General features: G+C 63.1%; 16 protein-coding genes. 9 read left to right on the forward strand and 7 right to left on the reverse strand.

Annotated features, from left to right (window positions below; all coding sequences use genetic code 11):
• Positions 1 to 34: 34 nt before the first annotated feature.
• From ACEN2R_RS08230 to ACEN2R_RS08245, 4 genes are read left to right on the forward strand one after another with little or no spacing between them, the layout of a single operon-like run.
• On the forward strand, positions 35 to 1,198 hold the full coding sequence (locus tag ACEN2R_RS08230) for a M20 aminoacylase family protein (protein ID WP_442041085.1): 1,164 nt from the start codon (positions 35 to 37) through the stop codon (positions 1,196 to 1,198).
• Between the two features lie 46 nt (positions 1,199 to 1,244).
• Positions 1,245 to 2,213 carry an agmatinase gene (gene speB, locus ACEN2R_RS08235; protein WP_442041087.1) on the forward strand — a complete coding sequence of 323 codons (969 nt, stop codon included), beginning with the start codon at positions 1,245 to 1,247 and terminating at the stop codon, positions 2,211 to 2,213.
• Positions 2,210 to 3,151, forward strand: a complete 942-nt coding sequence (gene speB, locus ACEN2R_RS08240; RefSeq protein WP_442041089.1) for an agmatinase — start codon at positions 2,210 to 2,212, stop codon at positions 3,149 to 3,151. The genes speB (ACEN2R_RS08235) and speB (ACEN2R_RS08240) overlap by 4 nt, the downstream gene beginning before the upstream one ends.
• 9 nt (positions 3,152 to 3,160) lie before the next feature.
• Positions 3,161 to 3,604: a DUF1499 domain-containing protein gene (locus tag ACEN2R_RS08245; protein WP_442041091.1), complete on the forward strand. Its 444-nt coding sequence runs from the start codon at positions 3,161 to 3,163 to the stop codon at positions 3,602 to 3,604.
• Here the strand turns inward: ACEN2R_RS08245 and ACEN2R_RS08250 are convergent.
• Positions 3,581 to 3,871 (reverse strand): hypothetical protein, encoded by a 291-nt coding sequence (locus tag ACEN2R_RS08250; protein ID WP_442041093.1) that lies wholly within the window; start codon positions 3,869 to 3,871, stop codon positions 3,581 to 3,583. The two genes, ACEN2R_RS08245 and ACEN2R_RS08250, sit on opposite strands and share 24 nt — an antisense overlap.
• Before the next feature lie 78 nt (positions 3,872 to 3,949).
• Between ACEN2R_RS08250 and prfA the strand changes: the two genes are divergently transcribed.
• The 3 genes from prfA (at position 3,950) to ACEN2R_RS08265 (ending at position 6,775) form a co-directional block, all read left to right on the forward strand.
• Positions 3,950 to 5,005, forward strand: coding sequence for a peptide chain release factor 1 (prfA, locus tag ACEN2R_RS08255; protein WP_442041246.1), 1,056 nt, complete (start codon positions 3,950 to 3,952; stop codon positions 5,003 to 5,005).
• A complete protein-coding gene (gene prmC, locus ACEN2R_RS08260; RefSeq protein WP_442041095.1) occupies positions 5,002 to 5,823 on the forward strand; it encodes a peptide chain release factor N(5)-glutamine methyltransferase in 822 nt (273 codons plus the stop codon). Before prfA ends, prmC begins: the two co-directional genes overlap by 4 nt.
• 241 nt (positions 5,824 to 6,064) lie before the next feature.
• Positions 6,065 to 6,775, forward strand: coding sequence for a DUF4167 domain-containing protein (locus ACEN2R_RS08265; RefSeq protein ID WP_442041248.1), 711 nt, complete (start codon positions 6,065 to 6,067; stop codon positions 6,773 to 6,775).
• A 152-nt stretch (positions 6,776 to 6,927) separates the two neighbouring features.
• On the opposite strand, the gene rsmA is transcribed toward ACEN2R_RS08265, so the two are convergent.
• From rsmA to lptF, 6 genes are read right to left on the reverse strand one after another with little or no spacing between them, the layout of a single operon-like run.
• On the reverse strand, positions 6,928 to 7,767 hold the full coding sequence (gene rsmA, locus ACEN2R_RS08270; RefSeq protein WP_442041097.1) for a 16S rRNA (adenine(1518)-N(6)/adenine(1519)-N(6))-dimethyltransferase RsmA: 840 nt from the start codon (positions 7,765 to 7,767) through the stop codon (positions 6,928 to 6,930).
• Positions 7,768 to 7,818: 51 nt separating this feature from the next.
• A complete protein-coding gene (pdxA, locus tag ACEN2R_RS08275) occupies positions 7,819 to 8,796 on the reverse strand; it encodes a 4-hydroxythreonine-4-phosphate dehydrogenase PdxA (RefSeq protein ID WP_442041099.1) in 978 nt (325 codons plus the stop codon).
• Positions 8,793 to 10,031, reverse strand: a complete 1,239-nt coding sequence (locus ACEN2R_RS08280; RefSeq protein WP_442041101.1) for a peptidylprolyl isomerase — start codon at positions 10,029 to 10,031, stop codon at positions 8,793 to 8,795. The genes pdxA and ACEN2R_RS08280 overlap by 4 nt, the downstream gene beginning before the upstream one ends.
• A 47-nt stretch (positions 10,032 to 10,078) precedes the next feature.
• Positions 10,079 to 12,235: an LPS-assembly protein LptD gene (locus tag ACEN2R_RS08285; RefSeq protein WP_442041103.1), complete on the reverse strand. Its 2,157-nt coding sequence runs from the start codon at positions 12,233 to 12,235 to the stop codon at positions 10,079 to 10,081.
• A complete protein-coding gene (gene lptG / locus ACEN2R_RS08290) occupies positions 12,235 to 13,332 on the reverse strand; it encodes an LPS export ABC transporter permease LptG (protein ID WP_442041104.1) in 1,098 nt (365 codons plus the stop codon). Before lptG ends, ACEN2R_RS08285 begins: the two co-directional genes overlap by 1 nt.
• Positions 13,329 to 14,459, reverse strand: coding sequence for an LPS export ABC transporter permease LptF (gene lptF, locus ACEN2R_RS08295; protein WP_442041106.1), 1,131 nt, complete (start codon positions 14,457 to 14,459; stop codon positions 13,329 to 13,331). The genes lptG and lptF overlap by 4 nt, the downstream gene beginning before the upstream one ends.
• 125 nt (positions 14,460 to 14,584) lie before the next feature.
• Between lptF and ACEN2R_RS08300 the strand changes: the two genes are divergently transcribed.
• Both ACEN2R_RS08300 and ACEN2R_RS08305 read left to right on the forward strand, forming a co-directional pair.
• Complete coding sequence (locus ACEN2R_RS08300) at positions 14,585 to 16,054, forward strand: leucyl aminopeptidase (protein WP_442041108.1); 1,470 nt, start codon at positions 14,585 to 14,587, stop codon at positions 16,052 to 16,054.
• Positions 16,054 to 16,512, forward strand: a complete 459-nt coding sequence (locus ACEN2R_RS08305) for a DNA polymerase III subunit chi (protein ID WP_442041110.1) — start codon at positions 16,054 to 16,056, stop codon at positions 16,510 to 16,512. Before ACEN2R_RS08300 ends, ACEN2R_RS08305 begins: the two co-directional genes overlap by 1 nt.
• Positions 16,513 to 16,611 lie beyond the last annotated feature (99 nt).

Below are 16,611 nucleotides of genomic sequence, written 5' to 3' on the forward strand. Positions count from 1 at the left end.
GGCCAATAACGCAAATCAACGCCGGAGAGTCCACATGGCCATCGTCAACCGCATCGCCGATTATGCAGAAGAGATGAAGGTGTGGCGGCGTCATTTGCACCGTCATCCAGAGTTGCAGTTCGATTGCCACAAGACCGCAGCCTATGTGGTGGCGCGCCTGCGCGAGTTCGGAATTGACGAAATCCACGAGGGCATCGCGACCTCGGGCGTTGTGGCGATCATCAACGGGCAGGGGGCGGGGCCGACGATCGGGCTGCGCGCCGATATGGACGCGCTGCCGATTCTGGAAACCACCGGCGCTGACCATGCGTCCACCGTTGAGGGTAAGATGCACGCCTGCGGCCATGACGGCCATACGACGATGCTGCTGGGGGCGGCGAAATATCTGGCGGAAACGCGCAATTTCGCGGGCCGTGTCGCGCTGATTTTTCAACCCGCAGAAGAGGGCGGCGGCGGCGCCGCTGTCATGGTGGACGAGGGCGTGCTGGACCGGTTCGACATCGGGTCGGTCTTCGCGCTGCACAATGCGCCCGGATCGCCCGTCGGGCATTTCTACACCACGCCCGGGCCGATCATGGCCGCCGCCGACACCTTTGAGATCCATATCAAGGGCAGCGGCGGGCATGGCGCGATGCCGCACGAAACGGCGGACCCTGTTGTGGCGGCTGTGGCGATTGTCAGCGCGATCCAGACCATCGTGTCACGCAACCACTATGCGCTGAACGATCTGGTGATCTCTGTCACCCAGATCCACACCGGAAGCGCCGACAATATCGTGCCCGAAACCGCCTATATCTGCGGCACGGTGCGCACCTTTGACGCGACGGTACAGGCGATGGTAATCGACCGGATGCAGGCGATTGTCGACGGGCAGGCGGCGGCTTACGGGGTTCAGGCGATCCTCGATTTCCAAAAAGGCTATCCCGCCACGATCAACCACCCCGAGGAAGCCGCCTTTGCCGCCGGTGTCGCCGCCGAGATCGTGGGCGATGCCGCCGTGACCCCCGAAGCCGGCCGCGAGATGGGCGCAGAGGATTTCAGCTACATGCTGGAAAAGCGGCGCGGCGCCTATCTGTTCATCGGCAATGGCGACAGTGCGGGGCTGCATCATCCGGCCTATGATTTTGCCGATGACGCGGCGCCTGTGGGCGCGTCGTTTTTCGCGCGTCTGGTTGAACGCGCGCAACCAGCGGGCTAGGGATTTGAGTATTTCTGGAACAAAGTAGGGCAAAGGGCAGAGCGCTATGGCTTTGGAAGATGCGAAAACGCAGGTGGATACGGCCGTGACCCGCAAGGGGCTGCGTGGGCTGGCCTATGAGAATGCGTTTGGCGGGGCCACCAGTTTCCTGCGCCGGACCTATACAAAGGATCTGACCGGTGTCGATCTGGCGGTGACGGGCATACCGTTCGATCAGGCGGTTACGCATCGCCCCGGCACGCGGTTCGGACCGCGGGCGATCCGCGAGGCCAGCAGCCTGCAACCCTTCGATCCGCCCTATGGCTGGGGGTTTGACCCGCTGTCCGAATTCGCCATTGCCGACTACGGCGACATGGCGTTCGATTATGCCGATGTCGCGGGGTTTCCGGCGCTGGTCGAGGCGCATTTCAACACCATATTGGGCGCAGGGCCGGGCACGATCACCCTTGGCGGCGATCATTTCATCACCCTGCCGATCCTGCGGGCCTATGCCGCGAAATACGGCCCGATGTCGGTGATCCAGTTCGACGCCCATTCGGACCTGTGGGCCGATGACGACATGGGCCGGATCGACCACGGCACGATGATGTACAAGGCGGTCAAATTGGGGCTGGTGGACGCCGCGCGGTCGGTGCAGATCGGGATACGCACGGAATGCGACGATTATCTGGGGATGCACGTGATCGACGCCCGCGAGGTGCATGAACGGGGGGCGGCGGCGGCGGTGGCAAAGGCGCGCGCGATTGTCGGCGATCACCCGACCTATGTGACCTTCGACATCGACGCGCTGGACCCCGCCTTTGCCCCCGGCACCGGCACGCCTGTCTGGGGCGGGTTGGCCAGCTGGCAGGCGGCCGCGATCCTGCGCGATCTGGCGGGCATCAACATGGTGGGGGGCGACGTTGTCGAGGTCTCTCCGCCGTTCGACACCACCGGGGCCACGGCCATTGCGGGGGCGCATGTCGCGATGGAGCTGATCTGCCTATGGGGCTGGAACAAAAGGGCGCGGGCATGACCAATCAACCGCTGGGCGGCAATGAAATGGCGCGTTTCGGCGGGCCGAACACCTTTATGCGCCTGCCTTCGCAGGAGACGGCAGAGGGGCTGGATGTGGCCTTTGTCGGCATCCCGATGGACATCGGCACCAGCTGGCGGTCCGGCACGCGGTTCGGCCCCAAGTCGATCCGTGCGGAAAGCGCGATGATCCGGCCCTATAACCTGCAAACGGGGGCCGCGCCCTTTGACGGATTGCAGGCGGCGGATATCGGGGATGTGCCAGTCAATACCTTCAATCTGGCGGATACAATCCTAAGGATAACAGCGCATTACGACGAGATATTAAAGCATGATGTCATCCCGATGACGCTGGGCGGCGACCACACGCTGACCCTGCCGGTGCTGCGCTCGATCGCCAAAAAGTACGGGCCCGTCGCGTTGGTGCATGTGGATGCCCATGCCGATGTGAACGACCATATGTTCGGCGAGCGCGAGGCCCACGGCACGGTGTTTCGCCGCGCCTTTGAGGAGGGGTTGATCGTGCCCGACAAGGTCTGGCAGATCGGCCTGCGCGGCACCGGCTATACGGCCACGGATTTCACCGAGGCGCAGGGCTGGGGCTTTCATCAGGTGCAGGCGCACGAGGTCTGGCACCAGTCGCTGACGCCGCTGGCGGCGCGGGTAAAGGCGGCGATCGGGGATGGACCGGTTTATATCAGCTATGACATCGACAGCCTTGATCCGGCCTATGCGCCCGGCACCGGCACGCCAGAGATCGGCGGGTTGACCACGCCACAGGCGATGGAACTTATCCGCGGGTTGCGGGGGTTGAACGTGGTGGGATGCGATCTGGTCGAGGTCTCTCCGCCGTATGACACGTCGGGGAATACCGCGCTTACGGCGGCGAATATCCTGTTCGAGTTGATGTGCATCCTGCCTGGTGTGACATTTAGATAGGACTGTACAGTGTTGAAATTGTTTATTTTTAGCCTTACCCTTGTTGTGGCGGGCTTTGCTGCCTATGTGCGTTTTTCGCCGGTCGATATGGCGGTTTTGCAGGTTGACCCCGTAACTGCCGGGCCGGTCGGCGATGGCCGGTTCATCCTGCGCCCCGATGCAGGCGACATGCCGGCCCCTGTGTATGCGGACACACCTGCGGCACTGCTTGCGCGCCTCGACGCTGTCGCACGTGCCACACCGCGCACCAAAGTCGTCGCGGGCAGTCTGGCCGAGGGGCGGATCACCTATGTCACGCGGTCGGCATTCTGGGGGTTCCCCGACTATACCACTGTCGCGGCTCTGCCCGTTTCTGGCGGGGCAACGCTGGCGATTTATGCGCGGTTGCGGTTTGGCAGGTCTGACCTGGGGGTGAACAAGGCGCGGGTCCTAGCCTGGCTGGATGCGCTTTAGTCGGGTCAGTAGCGGGATCAGGCTTGCCGCCGGACACCCTTGCTGGATTTCGCGCCAGATGACGTTGTTCTGGGCCATCTCGCAGCGGGCCAACACGTCATTGCCGCAGGACCGGCGCAGGCACAGCACTTCGCCCAACTCGTGGCGGGCCCCTGTGGCGTCGGTGCAGTAGCGGTCAACGCCGGGATAGTCGAAATTGTAGGTTTGCGAGGCAGCGGGTGCAGCCGCGATCAGGAGCAGGGCGAAAAGGGTGCCTTTGGGATCCATTCGCGAAATGTAACAGAAAATGGTGGTCAGTGAAACGCATTGCTTGACCGCGACACCGCTATGTTGGACAGAAGCGCCATGGTTCCCTTTGATAAACTCATCCAGATCACCGAGCGGTTTCAATTTCTTGAGGCCAAGATGTCATCGGGCGCGTCCGGCGACCAGATTGTCGCTTTGGCCCGCGAATATTCCGACCTGAAACCGGTGGTCGAACAGATCACCGAATATCGCGCGCTGGTGGACGGTATCACCGAGGCCGAGGCGATGATGCGCGACCCCGAGATGAAGGCGCTGGCCGAGGACGAATTATACGCGCTGCGCGACCGTCTGCCCGCCGCCGAACAGGCATTGCGCGTGGCGTTGTTGCCCAAGGACGCGGCAGATATGAAACCCGCGATGATCGAAATCCGTCCAGGCACTGGCGGTGACGAAGCGTCGCTTTTCGCGGGCGACCTGCTGCGCATGTATCAGCGCTATGCCGAGACCCGCGGCTGGACCTTCGAGATCATCGAGATGTCCGAAACGGAGCTGGGCGGGATCAAGGAAGTCATTGCCAACATCAAAGGCACGGGCGTGTTTGCCCGTTTGAAATACGAATCCGGTGTGCACCGCGTGCAGCGGGTGCCGACCACGGAATCGGGCGGGCGGATCCATACCTCTGCCGCGACGGTGGCCGTTCTGCCCGAGGCAGAGGAGGTCGATATCCAGATCGACGCCAATGATCTGCGGATCGACACGATGCGCGCCAGCGGGGCAGGCGGCCAGCACGTCAACACCACCGATTCGGCTGTGCGGATCACGCATATTCCGTCCGGTCTGGTGGTCGTCAGCGCCGAGAAATCGCAGCACCGCAACAAAGAGATCGCGATGCAGGTTCTGCGGTCGCGGCTGTATGATCTGGAACGCAGCCGTGTCGATGGCGAACGCTCTGCCAACCGCAAAAGCCAGGTCGGCAGCGGTGACCGGTCAGAGCGCATCCGCACCTATAACTTTCCGCAGGGCCGGATGACCGACCACCGCATCAACCTGACGCTGTATAAGCTGGATCAGGTGATGCAGGGCGATCTGGACGAGGTGATCGACGCGCTGACCGCCGACGATCAGGCCGGCATGCTGGCAGAGATGGGCGTATGACGGCACAGGCGGCGCTTGGGGCTGCCGTGCGTGTGTTGACGGCGGCGGGCGTGCCTGATGCCGCCCGCGACGCGCGGCGGTTGTTGTGTTTCGCCATGGGGATCGCGCCCGACCGCCTGACGCTGCATCTGGGCGACGCGATGACGCCCGAACAGGCCGCCGGTTTCAACGCGGCGATCCGCGCCCGTGCCGCTCGCACCCCCGTCAGCCACATCACCGGCACACGCGCCTTTTACGGGCGGGATTTCATCGTGACCCCCGATGTGCTGGACCCGCGCCCCGAAACCGAAACCCTGATCGAGGCGGCGCTGGCCTCGCCCTTTTCCCGTGTGCTGGATCTTGGCACCGGATCTGGCTGCATCTTGTTGACATTGCTGGCGGAACGGCGCGCGGCCACGGGGCTGGGGGTGGATCTGTCGCAGGCCGCCCTTGCCGTGGCGCAGCGCAACGCGGTGGCGCTTGGGGTGGCGGCACATTTTATTCAATCGGACTGGTTCGCGCGCGTCACGGGGCGCTTTGGTCTGATCGTTTCGAACCCGCCCTACATCGCCGGGGACGAGATGCCAGACCTCTCTCCCGAGGTGCAAAAAGAGCCGCGCATGGCGCTGACCGACGGGGCGGACGGGCTGACTGCCTACCGGATCATCGCGGCGACGGCCCCGGCCCATCTGGCGCAGGGCGGGCGGCTGATGGTCGAAACCGGCCCGACGCAGGGCGCTGCGGTGGCCGACCTGTTCCGCGCCGCAGGGCTGCATGACATCCGCATCCTTCCCGACCTTGACGGGCGCGACCGCGTTGTTTCGGCGGCGCAATCCTGACGCGCGGTAAAAACTCTGCGAGATTCACGCAAAAACATGCTCAAAAAGTCGCGGCACGTCAATTTTTGCTTGTTTTGAACGCCATGTCGTGTTTACTCCATCATAGCGAGCGGGCGGATGCTTCTGCGCTCCCCCTCGCATAATGTCACAAAACTCGCACGGACCCGGTATTAAACCCCACGCATGAGGCGCGGCTGAGGTTCACGCGAAAGCCACAATAAGGCTGGACCAAACCATTAATATACGAACCTCAAAATCCCGTTCGCGCTCGAAGTCGAGCCGTCACAGCAATAACAACGGAAATCGCACCGTTGGGAATATTGTGAACCGCGTCTTCGACAGCTCTGGCCCCGAAGGCAAGGTGCGCGGCACCCCGCAGCAGATCATCGACAAATACACACAGCTGGCCCGTGACGCGCAACTGTCGAACGACCGTGTCGCTGCCGAGAACTTTCAGCAACACTCCGAGCATTACACGCGGATGCTGGGCGAGGCGCAGCGCGATGCGGATGCCCGCCGCGAGCAGCACGAGGCGCAGCAGGCCCAGCAGCAGCACAATAGCCGCAGCCGTGATGACGCCCAATCCGGCACCCATACCGGAGACGACGAGCAGCGTTCACCAGAGCCGCGAGAGCAGCGCAACGAGCCGCGCGAACCTCGTGAACAGCGCAATGAACCCCGCGAGCCGCGCGCCGATACGCCCCGCCCGCCGCGCAATCAGGAACGTCGCGCACCGCGTGATCTGTCCGACGCGCCGCAACCCGATCTGATCGACGTGATCGACATGACCGGCGCGCAGGACAGCGGTCTGGTGGAAACGCCAGAAAGCGCGCCCAAGCCCCGGCCGCAACTGATCGAAGACGCAGAGCCCGCGCCAAAGCCCAAGCCAAAGCGCGCCCCGCGCAAGCTGAAGCCTATCGCAGAGCCGGACGCGCCCAAAGTCGCCGAGTAACAGGACGACCGGTCAGGCACTGCCAGGGCCGATCCGCATGTAAGGAAACAAAAGCGCGAGAGGAACCTCTCGCGCTTTTTGGTTGTGCGGCGTCGGACCTGCGGTGCTTCCGAAAACCATCCGGTATCCGACAAAATCCCGCCGGGCTTTTGCTATTTCGCGACTTCGCGGGCGAGGGCGCAGAACCCTTCCAACGAGATTTCCTCGGCCCGCGCGGTAGGTTTGATCCCCGCCGCCAGCAATCGGTCCTCTATATCGGGCGCGACGCCCTTCATCGAGGCGCGCAGCATCTTGCGGCGCTGGTTGAAACCGGCGGCCACCACACGGTTCAGGATCTTCGGATCGGCAGGAAAACGCGGTTCCTCCAGCCGCTTGAAATGCACGACTGCCGAATGGATTTTGGGGGGCGGTGTGAACGCCTCTGGCGGCAGGGACATCACAATCTGCGCATCCGCCCGCCATTGCGCCAAAAGCGCCAGCCGCCCATAGGCCTTGGACCCCGGTTTGGCGACGATCCGCTCTGCCACCTCGCGCTGGAACATCAGCGTCAGACTGTCCCAGAACGGTGGCCAGACCGCAGGGGTCAGCCAGCGCACCAACAGTTCCGTGCCCACGTTATAGGGCAGGTTCGCGACAACGCGGATCGGCGGCGTCAGGTAGGCGCTTGTGTCCAGATCCAGCGCGTCGGCGTTGATCACCTCCAGCCGGCCGGGATAGGCAGCGGCGATCTCTGCCAGCGCCGCCATGCAGCGCGGATCTTTCTCGATCGCAAGAACGCGGCGCGCCCCCATCGCCAGCAACCCGCGCGTCAGGCCACCGGGGCCGGGGCCGACCTCCAGCACATCGCAGCCGGTCAGATCGCCCGCGCACCGCGCAATCCGCGCGGTCAGGTTCAGGTCAAGGATAAAGTTCTGCCCAAGGGATTTCCGCGCCTGAAGATCATGGGCGTCAATCACCTCGCGCAGGGGCGGCAGGTCGTCAATCGCGCTCATGTCGTGTCCACTTTGTTCTAAAAATACTCGCGCCGCAGGCGTAAAATCTTTTCATTCCGCCTCGCGTGCCCGCGCCATCCGGTCGGCCATGCGCAGGGCCGCGATCAGGCTGTTCGGGTCGGCCTTGCCCTGACCTGCGATATCGAACGCGGTGCCGTGATCGGGCGAGGTGCGGATGAACGGCAGGCCCAGCGTCACATTCACCCCCCCGGCGAAATCCAGCGTCTTGATCGGGATCAGCGCCTGATCGTGATACATGCAGATCGCCGCATCATAGCGCGCCCGCGCACCTGCGTGGAACATCGTATCGGCGGACATCGGGCCGGCCAGGTCCAGCCCCTCGGCCCGCAAAGCGTCCAGAACGGGGGTGATCATCTCGATCTCCTGCATCCCCATCGCGCCACCTTCGCCCGCATGGGGGTTCAGGCCCGCAATCGCCAGACGCGGTGCGTCGATGCCGAAATCGCGACGCAGCGCGGCATAGGTGATCAGGATCGTGTCGGTCAACAGGCGCGCGGTCAGCGCCTCCGGCACCTCTTGCAGCGGGATATGGATGGTCACGGGCACCACCCGCAGCGCATCGCAGGCCAGCATCATCACCACGCGGTCAACACCCGCCAGTGCCGCCAGATATTCCGTATGGCCGGGATAGGCGAAATCCGCACCATCCTTCAGGGCCTTCTTGTGGATCGGGTTGGTGCACAGCGCCGAGGCCTTGCCCGATTGCACCAGTTGCACGCCCTTCGCGATCACCTCGATCACGCCCGCCGCATTGGCCGGATCTGGCTGGCCCGGGTGGGCCGCGCCGCCAAAGCCGTGGGCAAGAACCGGCAGCGCCCTGGCCGAGACATGGAGCGCGTCCATCGGATCGTGGATCGTCTGGAACGGGGCGCCCGCAGGCAGATGCGCCGGGTCAGCAATCAGGAAAAACGGCATCCGTGCGCCCAACTCCTGCCAGGCTTTCACGGCAATCTCGGGGCCGATGCCCGCAGGTTCGCCGCAGGTCAGCGCGATGGGCGCCCGCGTCATGGGCGGACGATCACCGCGTCGGCACGCAGTTCCGCCAGATAGCCATTGGCATAAGAGCCAAGGCGTTCATTGCTGAGCTGCAACAGGATGTCCTGCCGCGACACTTCGTCGGCCAGGGTCGTGGTGCGGCCGCACATCATCAGGAATACCAGCGTTTGGCCGTTCGAGCGCGTCAGCGCGGTCGACACCTCGCCTGCGTCCAGTTTGGCCAGCTCCATCGCGATATCCTGCGGGATCTCGGCGACGGGCAGGGTGCCACGGTCCAGAACGCTTTCGGGTTGGCCCTTTGCGATACCGTAAAGGTCGTCGCAACGGTCGACCTTGGCGCGGACGCGGGCCGCATCTGCCAATGCCGTCGGGGTTTGCCCGCCCGCGATGTAATAGGCGGCATAGTCAATGGCGGCGACATCCGCCGCAGGGGCGCCGGTTTCCTCGATCGCCCGCAGCTGGAACAGCGCGATGGCGTTGGGCACCGGGATCGGGGCTGTCACCTGACCCGGCGCCAGCGTCAGCACAAGACCACGGATCTGGGGCGGCAGGTTTTCCAGCGGCAACCAGTCCAGTTTGCCCCCCACCGCGCGGCTGGGCGACACGGAATAGGACTGCACCGCGCTGCTGAACGCCCCGGCGGTGGTATATTGGCTGATCTCAGAGGCCAGCCGCTCGCTGTTGGCGGTGGCCTGTGCGGTATTGGCGGGCAGGATCAGTTCGGTCAGCAAAACCCGAAGCCCGCCGCGCGTGGACTGTGCCAGTGCGCGGTCTACTTCCGCCTCGGTGGCGCGGGCGCGGGGGCCGAATTTCTGCTGCACAAGCTGGCGCCATGCGACACCGGCCCGAATGAAATCGCGCAGCGTTTCCGGCGATACGCCCGCAGGGGCGATGGCCTTTGTGAACTCTTCGGCGCTCAAATTAGCGCGGCTGGCGAATTCTTCCAGACCGGCGTTTATGTCTTCCTCGGACGGGGTGATGCCCGCTGCGGCAGCGGCATCCAGTTGAAGCCGCTCTTCGATCAGGCGCTCGACCGCCACGGTCTTGGGATCACCGGGCGCGCGCAGAACCTTCAGCAGGTTGGCCCGCTGGTCCACCTCGTAGGCGGTTATGGCGCGATCATTCACCCTGACGACCGGATCGAACATGCCTTGTGCCGGGGCGGGGGACGCCACGCCAAATGCGATGGCGCAGGCCAATGCTGCCAGTGTTCCAAGGGAAAATGTCGGATACTTGGGGAAACGCATGGTTTTGATGTCCGTTCTGCTCGTTGTCGTCATGGCCGGTTCCGACCTTACTTTGTACAGCTCTTCGCATAGGCGCTACTGTCGCCGCCCGCGCCAAAGCCGCTTAGCTGGACCGTCAGGTCGACGCTTGTCGATGGCGCTACATTAGCCGACGACGTAAATCGACGCGAGAGGGAAAGATCGACCTGTGCGCATTCGTTGCGGTATTGCAGGCCCAATTCGGCGCTTGCGGCCCGGTTTGCGATGAAATCATAGCGCCAGTTGACGTTGCTGCGATATTGGCGGCTGACCTGATAGCCCGCTTCGACGGTCAATTCCGAGGTATCAAGCGGCCGGTAGTCCAGCGGCGCGGCGTCCATCCAGATATATCCGGTCGTCAGGTCCAGCTTTTCATTTTTCCATTTCAGGCGGGTTTCGGTCTTGGTCAGGTCAAAACCGCCGTCGAAAATCGCGCGGTTCAGCACCGACACGCGGTCGCCCAGATCGAATTGCACCGCCGCCAGCCAGTCCGATGTGGTGCCGTCAAGGCCGGACCCCGCCGGAAACTGCCCAAGGTCGGCGCGGCGCAGGATGCGGCCCACGGTGACGCCCAGTGACCAGCCCGCCGGATCATAGCGGGTGTAGCTGACGCCAAGATTGGCCCGTTGGCCGCGTTCATAGACGTCATATCCGGGGAACCGCGACAACGAGAACAGGTTGCCCTCGTCGAATTCCACCATGCGGCTGTCCTCGTTCGGGACAATCGCGCCGGTTTTGGCGCTGTAGACCAGCTGGGCGATGGGTTCAATCACATGCGATGCGCCGCCCGCCGTGGATTTGACCCAGGGCCAGCGCAGTTCCAACGCGGCAAAGCGCGTCAGATGGCTCAGCTCGGCGGCATAGGCGGGATCATCGTTCGTCGCGTAGAAATCAAGGTTTGTCTGGGCCAGACCGCTGATCTGTATCCCGTTGCGCAGGGTCCAGTTGCGGCGCCAGTCCAGACGGGCGCTGGCGCGCAACACGTCAAGACCGTCGGCAATTCCGTCACCGTCGCTGTCGACGGCGGAGTTGGATTTACGCTGGTGGCCTTGCAGATCGAAGGTGAACATCGAATTGCCACCGATCAGGGGCGCGGAAAAACGCCGCTGATAGGTGCCGCCCACCAGGGTGCTTGGCTGGGTTTCGTCGACCTCGGCGATGCGCAGCGACCGGTAGATCGTGAAGGCGGCACCGATATATTCGTTCCGCCGGGTCCGGGTGATCCCCACGGTCGAAGGCAGGCGGTCCTGATAGCCATAGTCATAATCCAGCAGATAGGCGGAATCGCTGACCGCCTTCAGGTCCAGCGTCAGGCGGAACTGTTTTGGCAGGTCGAACCCGCCCGTCACGAACAGATAGCTGCGCCCGTCCGGCGTCAATGTGTCGTCGCTGAAGGCGCCGTTCACCTCGATGTCGCCCTTTTCAAAGGCGCGGCGATAGCGGAATTCAAGCGTGCGTGTTTTGGGCGAGACATAGGGCGTCAGCGTCAGGTCGGAATGGTCGCCGATCGGGATGAAATACGGGGCCTTGATGCCGTAACCCAACTGGCTGGTGGTGCGGATGGTGGGAAACAGAAACCCCCTGGCGCGTTTCAACGTCGGGTCGGGCAGGCGCAGGCGCGGGAAATAGGCAACGGGCACGCCCGCCACACGGAATTGCGCGTCGTAAAAGTATAGCTGGCGTTCCTGCTGGTCATGCACGATCTTTCGCGCCCGGATCTGCCAAAGCGGCACGGGGTTGGACGCGCAAACCTGACAGGACGAGGCGACGGTCTTGAACAATTGCGTGTAACGCCCGTCGGCGCGGGTCATCTCTGCCGCGGCCAGTTGCAATTGCTGGTCCAGCACAAGGCGGGCCGACGTCAGCACCCCGTTTTCCAGCTTCGGGTCCAATTGGGCGTGATCGGCCAGAATAAGCGCCGCGTCGCCGTCTATGATGGTCAGCGGCCCGTCGATGGTCAACAGGTCGGCATCGCGGTCATAGGTGATGCGCGTGGCTTTCAGGCGGCTGGTGCCATACAGAACCTCAACATTTCCCTCTGCGATCAGGGTGTTGTTGCCCTGCACCTCGACGGTATCGGCGACAAGGTTGGCGACCTCTTGCGCCGGGGCGGTCTGGGGCAGGCACAACAGCGCGATGGCCAAAGCTGCCTGGCGCAGGCGCGGCAGTTGATCGAAAAGGCCCATCAGCCGTCCTCCAGATGCAGCAAAAGGGCAAGGGTCAGGCAGATCGCCGCAACGGGTGGCCCCCAAGCGGCGATCATCACCGGCAATTGCCCGCTATCGCCAAGGATCTGAACAAAGTTGCGCAGGAAATACAGGCCAACGCCTGAAATCACCGCCCCAAGGATCATCAGGTCGGTCCGGCCCAGACGGGTGTGGCGCATGGTAAAGCCGGCGCCGATCATCATCATCGCCACCAGCATCAGTGGCATGGCCAGCTCTGTCTGAAGCCAGACGCGGTACTGGCGGGCCGAAAATCCGGCCTTGTCCAGACTGTCGATAAAGGCGGGTAACTGCCAGATCGGCACGGCAGAGGGCGTGCCAAAGCTGTCGGCGATCTGGTTTTTGGTCAGCGACGAGGGCAAATCAAGGCTGTCATAAGTTCGGGCGTCCCGTTCGGGGTTGTCGGTGCCGGTCAGCTTCCATTCCTTGGCGTTCATCATCTTCCACGCGCCGGGCACCAGAATGGCTTCGGCGGCTTCGATCCGGTTGACCGGCCCTTCGTTTTCCTGAAAATGGATGAAGGTCACATTATACAGATGCGTGCCGTCCAGATTGGACCGGGCCGCGCGGATCACGGTCTGGCCTTCGCCCGTGCCCTCGCGCAGCCAAAGCCCTTCGGGACTGATCGACAGAACGCTGTCCGTGCCCAGTTTATACTTGGTCGCCAGCGCCTCGAATTTCTTCGAGGTGGCGGCGACGATCGGGTTGAAGGCCGCGACGCTGATCGCGCCGATCAGGAACACGGTTACAATCGGCGCGATCAGGCTGCGCATCGCCGAGCGGCCAGAGGCGCGGGTGACGACCAGTTCGCTGGTGCGCGCCAGCCCCAGAAACATCGTGATCGTGGACAGGATCACAATCAGCGGCAAGATCCGGTAAATCCCCATGGGCACGTTCAGCAGAGCCAACTGAAACACATCGTCAAAAGCGACGCCTTTGGCCCCGAACACCCGAAGCTGTTCGATCAGGTCCAGAAAGAACAGGATCAGCACAAAAATCGCCATCACGGCGAAAAACACCCGAAGGAACCGGCGCGCGAAATACAGATGCAGGATCATATGGGCACCTCTGGCGCCCGGCGGCGTTGCAACATCGGCGGCTTGCCCGCGACCCACAAAAGCATCACCCCGATCCCCGTGCCAAGAAGGCCCGGAACATAGACCAACGGCCAGAACGACGGGTCGCTGCGGGCCGTGCCGGCCAGCAGGTTTTCACTGAAGTTCACCACCAGAAGCAGCACAATTGCCCCCAGGATCTGCCGCCAGACGCCAAAGCGGCTGAACCCGCCCAAAAGCAGCGTTGCAAACCCGATCAATGCGGCGGGCACCGCAAGAAGCGGCTGGGCAAAGCGGTAATGCCCGAAATACACCAACCGCCCCGCAGACTCGCCGGTTTCCGCAATGACCGCGGGCGTGGGGAACAACAGTTCTGCCGTTGGCAGCTCGACATAGCTGCGGCGCGCATTCGGCGTCAGGTTGAACAACGTGCCGATATCATACGAGAAGTCCGAAAAGGTCGTGGTGAACAGCCGCGTTCCGTCGGCCTGTAGTGTCTGCGCCAATCCGTCGAACATCACCAGCTTCGGCCCGTTCGCATCCCGCACCAACAACGCGCTTTTCGCGGTGTAGGTGGTGCGGTTCTGTGCCACCCGCGCGTCGGACAGGAAAATGTCCCGCAATTCGCCCTGCGACGTGATCTGGCGGATGTAAAAGGTGATTCCGGTGGCGGGGTGCAGGAATGTCCCCTCGCGCAGGAAACGCGCGGTGACGTTCTCGGCGATCTCGGCGCGCTGTTCTTCCAGCTGGGTGCGGGCGACCGGCACCAGGATATGTGTCAGAACCGACATGATCAACATGACCATAATGCCGAACGCCAACACCGGACGTGCAAGGCGGAAGGGACTGTATCCGGTGCCCTGCACCACGACCATCTCGCTGTCGCGCGTCATCCGGTTGGTGACATAGACCGCCGCCGCAAATGACGCGATGGGCAGGACCAGCGCAATCAGGCCCGGCAGATAAAGCGCTGTGATATGCAGGAACACGGTAAAGGACTGGCCGTCCGCAATCAGCTGGTCGAACAGCAACACCGCGCGGTTGACCCAATAGACCAACACCAGCACAAGCGCGAAAAAGCCGAACACGACAAAGAGTTGCGACAGCATGTATCTGTCGAATCTTGCCACGCTGTTCCCCCTTGAGCCAAATAATTTCACTGAACCTAGCGGATTTGGGAAACGGGGAAAACTGCTATCTGGTCAATAGGCGGCACGGGGGCTAGGTATTGGGCACACCAGACAGGAGAGACCGGATGACCACCCCCGTATCCATCGAGTTCACCGCAACAGATCCAGAGGCGATCAGCACCCATGTGGGCCGTGTCGCGGTCTTTGTTCCCGCCGCGGGAACGCTGGATCCGGCCTGTCGTCGGGTGAACCGCTTGACCAAGGGGGCGCTGGCCCGTTTTGTCGACAGCCCGGCTTTTGCCAAGCTGAAACCGGGCGAGGCCGCCGATCTGGCCTATCCCGCAGGGATGGAAGCACTGGGCGTCAGCGTGGTCAAACTGGAACGCAACCCAGGCGTGACAGAGGCGCGCAAGGCCGGCACAACCCTTGGCCGCGCCATGGACGAGGCGAACCTGCTGCTGCTTGCGGGGGGGCAAAAGCGGCTGGCGGAGGTGACGCTTGGCGTTGCCCTGCGCGCCTATGCCTTTACCGATCACAAATCCGAAAAATCCCCCGCGCCGGGGGCTGTGACGGTCATGTCCTCGGCCCCCGAAGAGGCCGCCGCCGCCTTTGCACCGCTTGCCGCAATGGCCGAAGGCGTATTCTTTACCCGCGATCTGGTCAACGCGCCCGCCAATGTTCTGACCACCACCGAATTTGCCAATCGTCTGGTAGAGTTGAAAAAACTTGGCGTCGAGGTCGAGGTTCTGGAAGAAAAGGATCTGGAAAAGCTTGGCATGGGGTCGCTGCTCTGCGTTGGCTTCGGTTCTGAAAGTCCGTCCAAGGTCGTGGTGATGCAATGGAACGGCGGCAAAAAGGGCGATGCGCCCCTCGCGCTGGTCGGCAAGGGCGTGGTCTTTGATACCGGCGGCATCTCGATCAAACCGGCGGCCGGAATGGAAGACATGACCATGGACATGGGGGGCGCGGGTGTTGTGGCCGGGGTGATGAAAACCCTGGCCCTGCGCAAGGCGGGCGCCAATGTGGTGGGGCTTGTCGGCCTTGTGGAAAACATGCCCGATGGCAAGGCCACGCGCCCCGGCGATGTGGTCACCTCGATGAAGGGCGACACGATCGAGGTCATCAACACCGACGCCGAGGGCCGCCTCGTGCTGGCCGATGTGCTTTGGTATGCGCAAGAGCGGTTCAAGCCGCGCGGCATGATCGACCTTGCGACGCTGACAGGGGCCATCATCATCGGTCTCGGCCATGACAACGCGGGCGTCTTTTCCAACAATGACGCGCTGTGCAATGCCTTCCTCAAGGCCGCCGGCGCCGAGGACGAAGGCGCGTGGCGGATGCCGCTGGGCGACTGCTATGACACGCTGATCAAAAGCAATATCGCCGACATCAAGAACACCGGCGGCAGGCCCGCAGGATCAATCACCGCCGCGCAGTTCCTTCAGCGTTTTGTGAAACCCGAAACGCCCTGGATCCATCTGGATATCGCGGGGGTGGCTTCGGTCAAATCCGACACGACCTATGCGCCCAAGGGGGCAACCGGCTGGGGCGTCATGGCGCTCGACCGGCTGGTCCGCGACATGCTGGAGACCTGATGGGCGCGGTCTATTTCTACCACCTGACGCAAAGCCCGCTCGATGTGACCCTGCCCATGTTGCTGGACAAGGCGCTTGGCGCGGGTTGGCGTGTTGCGGTGCGCGGCACCGATGCGGCACGGCTGAACTGGCTGGACAAACGACTGTGGACGGTGCCCCAGGACGGGTTTCTGCCGCACGGGCTTGCCGGCGAGGCGATGGAGCAGGACCAGCCGGTCCTGCTGACGCTGGCGCAGACCTGCCCCAACGGCGCCACCTGCCTTGCGGCGGTGGACGGGGCAGAGGTCAGTGTGCAAGAGGTGCAGGCAATGGAACGGGTGATGATCCTGTTCGACGGCACCGACGCGTCTGCGGTGCAGGCTGCGCGGGCCCAGTGGAAAGCCCTGACCGGCGGCGGCTGCAAAGCGCAATACTGGTCGCAGGAAAGCGGGCGCTGGGAAAAGAAAGCCGAAGTGTAAGGCCCAATTCTTCTTGGAAAAAATATCCACAAATCCTTCCTGACCGCAAAAGCGCGGACAGGGATTGCCAGCCTACGGCGAGGATATTTTCAGACGTAA

This window comes from Pseudogemmobacter sp. W21_MBD1_M6 (assembly GCF_052119585.1).
Classification (GTDB): domain Bacteria; phylum Pseudomonadota; class Alphaproteobacteria; order Rhodobacterales; family Rhodobacteraceae; genus JBGQOJ01.

Bases quoted from the DNA above. Each gene is read 5' to 3' on its own strand.
- ACEN2R_RS08230 (WP_442041085.1), top strand. From the start codon at position 35: ATGGCCATCGTCAACCGCATCGCCGATTATGCAGAAGAGATGAAGGTG.
- speB (WP_442041087.1), top strand. From the start codon at position 1,245: ATGGCTTTGGAAGATGCGAAAACGCAGGTGGATACGGCCGTGACCCGC.
- speB (WP_442041089.1), top strand. From the start codon at position 2,210: ATGACCAATCAACCGCTGGGCGGCAATGAAATGGCGCGTTTCGGCGGG.
- ACEN2R_RS08250 (WP_442041093.1), bottom strand. From the start codon at position 3,871: ATGGATCCCAAAGGCACCCTTTTCGCCCTGCTCCTGATCGCGGCTGCA.
- prfA (WP_442041246.1), top strand. From the start codon at position 3,950: ATGGTTCCCTTTGATAAACTCATCCAGATCACCGAGCGGTTTCAATTT.
- prmC (WP_442041095.1), top strand. From the start codon at position 5,002: ATGACGGCACAGGCGGCGCTTGGGGCTGCCGTGCGTGTGTTGACGGCG.
- rsmA (WP_442041097.1), bottom strand. From the start codon at position 7,767: ATGAGCGCGATTGACGACCTGCCGCCCCTGCGCGAGGTGATTGACGCC.
- pdxA (WP_442041099.1), bottom strand. From the start codon at position 8,796: ATGACGCGGGCGCCCATCGCGCTGACCTGCGGCGAACCTGCGGGCATC.
- ACEN2R_RS08280 (WP_442041101.1), bottom strand. From the start codon at position 10,031: ATGCGTTTCCCCAAGTATCCGACATTTTCCCTTGGAACACTGGCAGCA.
- ACEN2R_RS08285 (WP_442041103.1), bottom strand. From the start codon at position 12,235: ATGGGCCTTTTCGATCAACTGCCGCGCCTGCGCCAGGCAGCTTTGGCC.
- lptG (WP_442041104.1), bottom strand. From the start codon at position 13,332: ATGATCCTGCATCTGTATTTCGCGCGCCGGTTCCTTCGGGTGTTTTTC.
- ACEN2R_RS08300 (WP_442041108.1), top strand. From the start codon at position 14,585: ATGACCACCCCCGTATCCATCGAGTTCACCGCAACAGATCCAGAGGCG.
- ACEN2R_RS08305 (WP_442041110.1), top strand. From the start codon at position 16,054: ATGGGCGCGGTCTATTTCTACCACCTGACGCAAAGCCCGCTCGATGTG.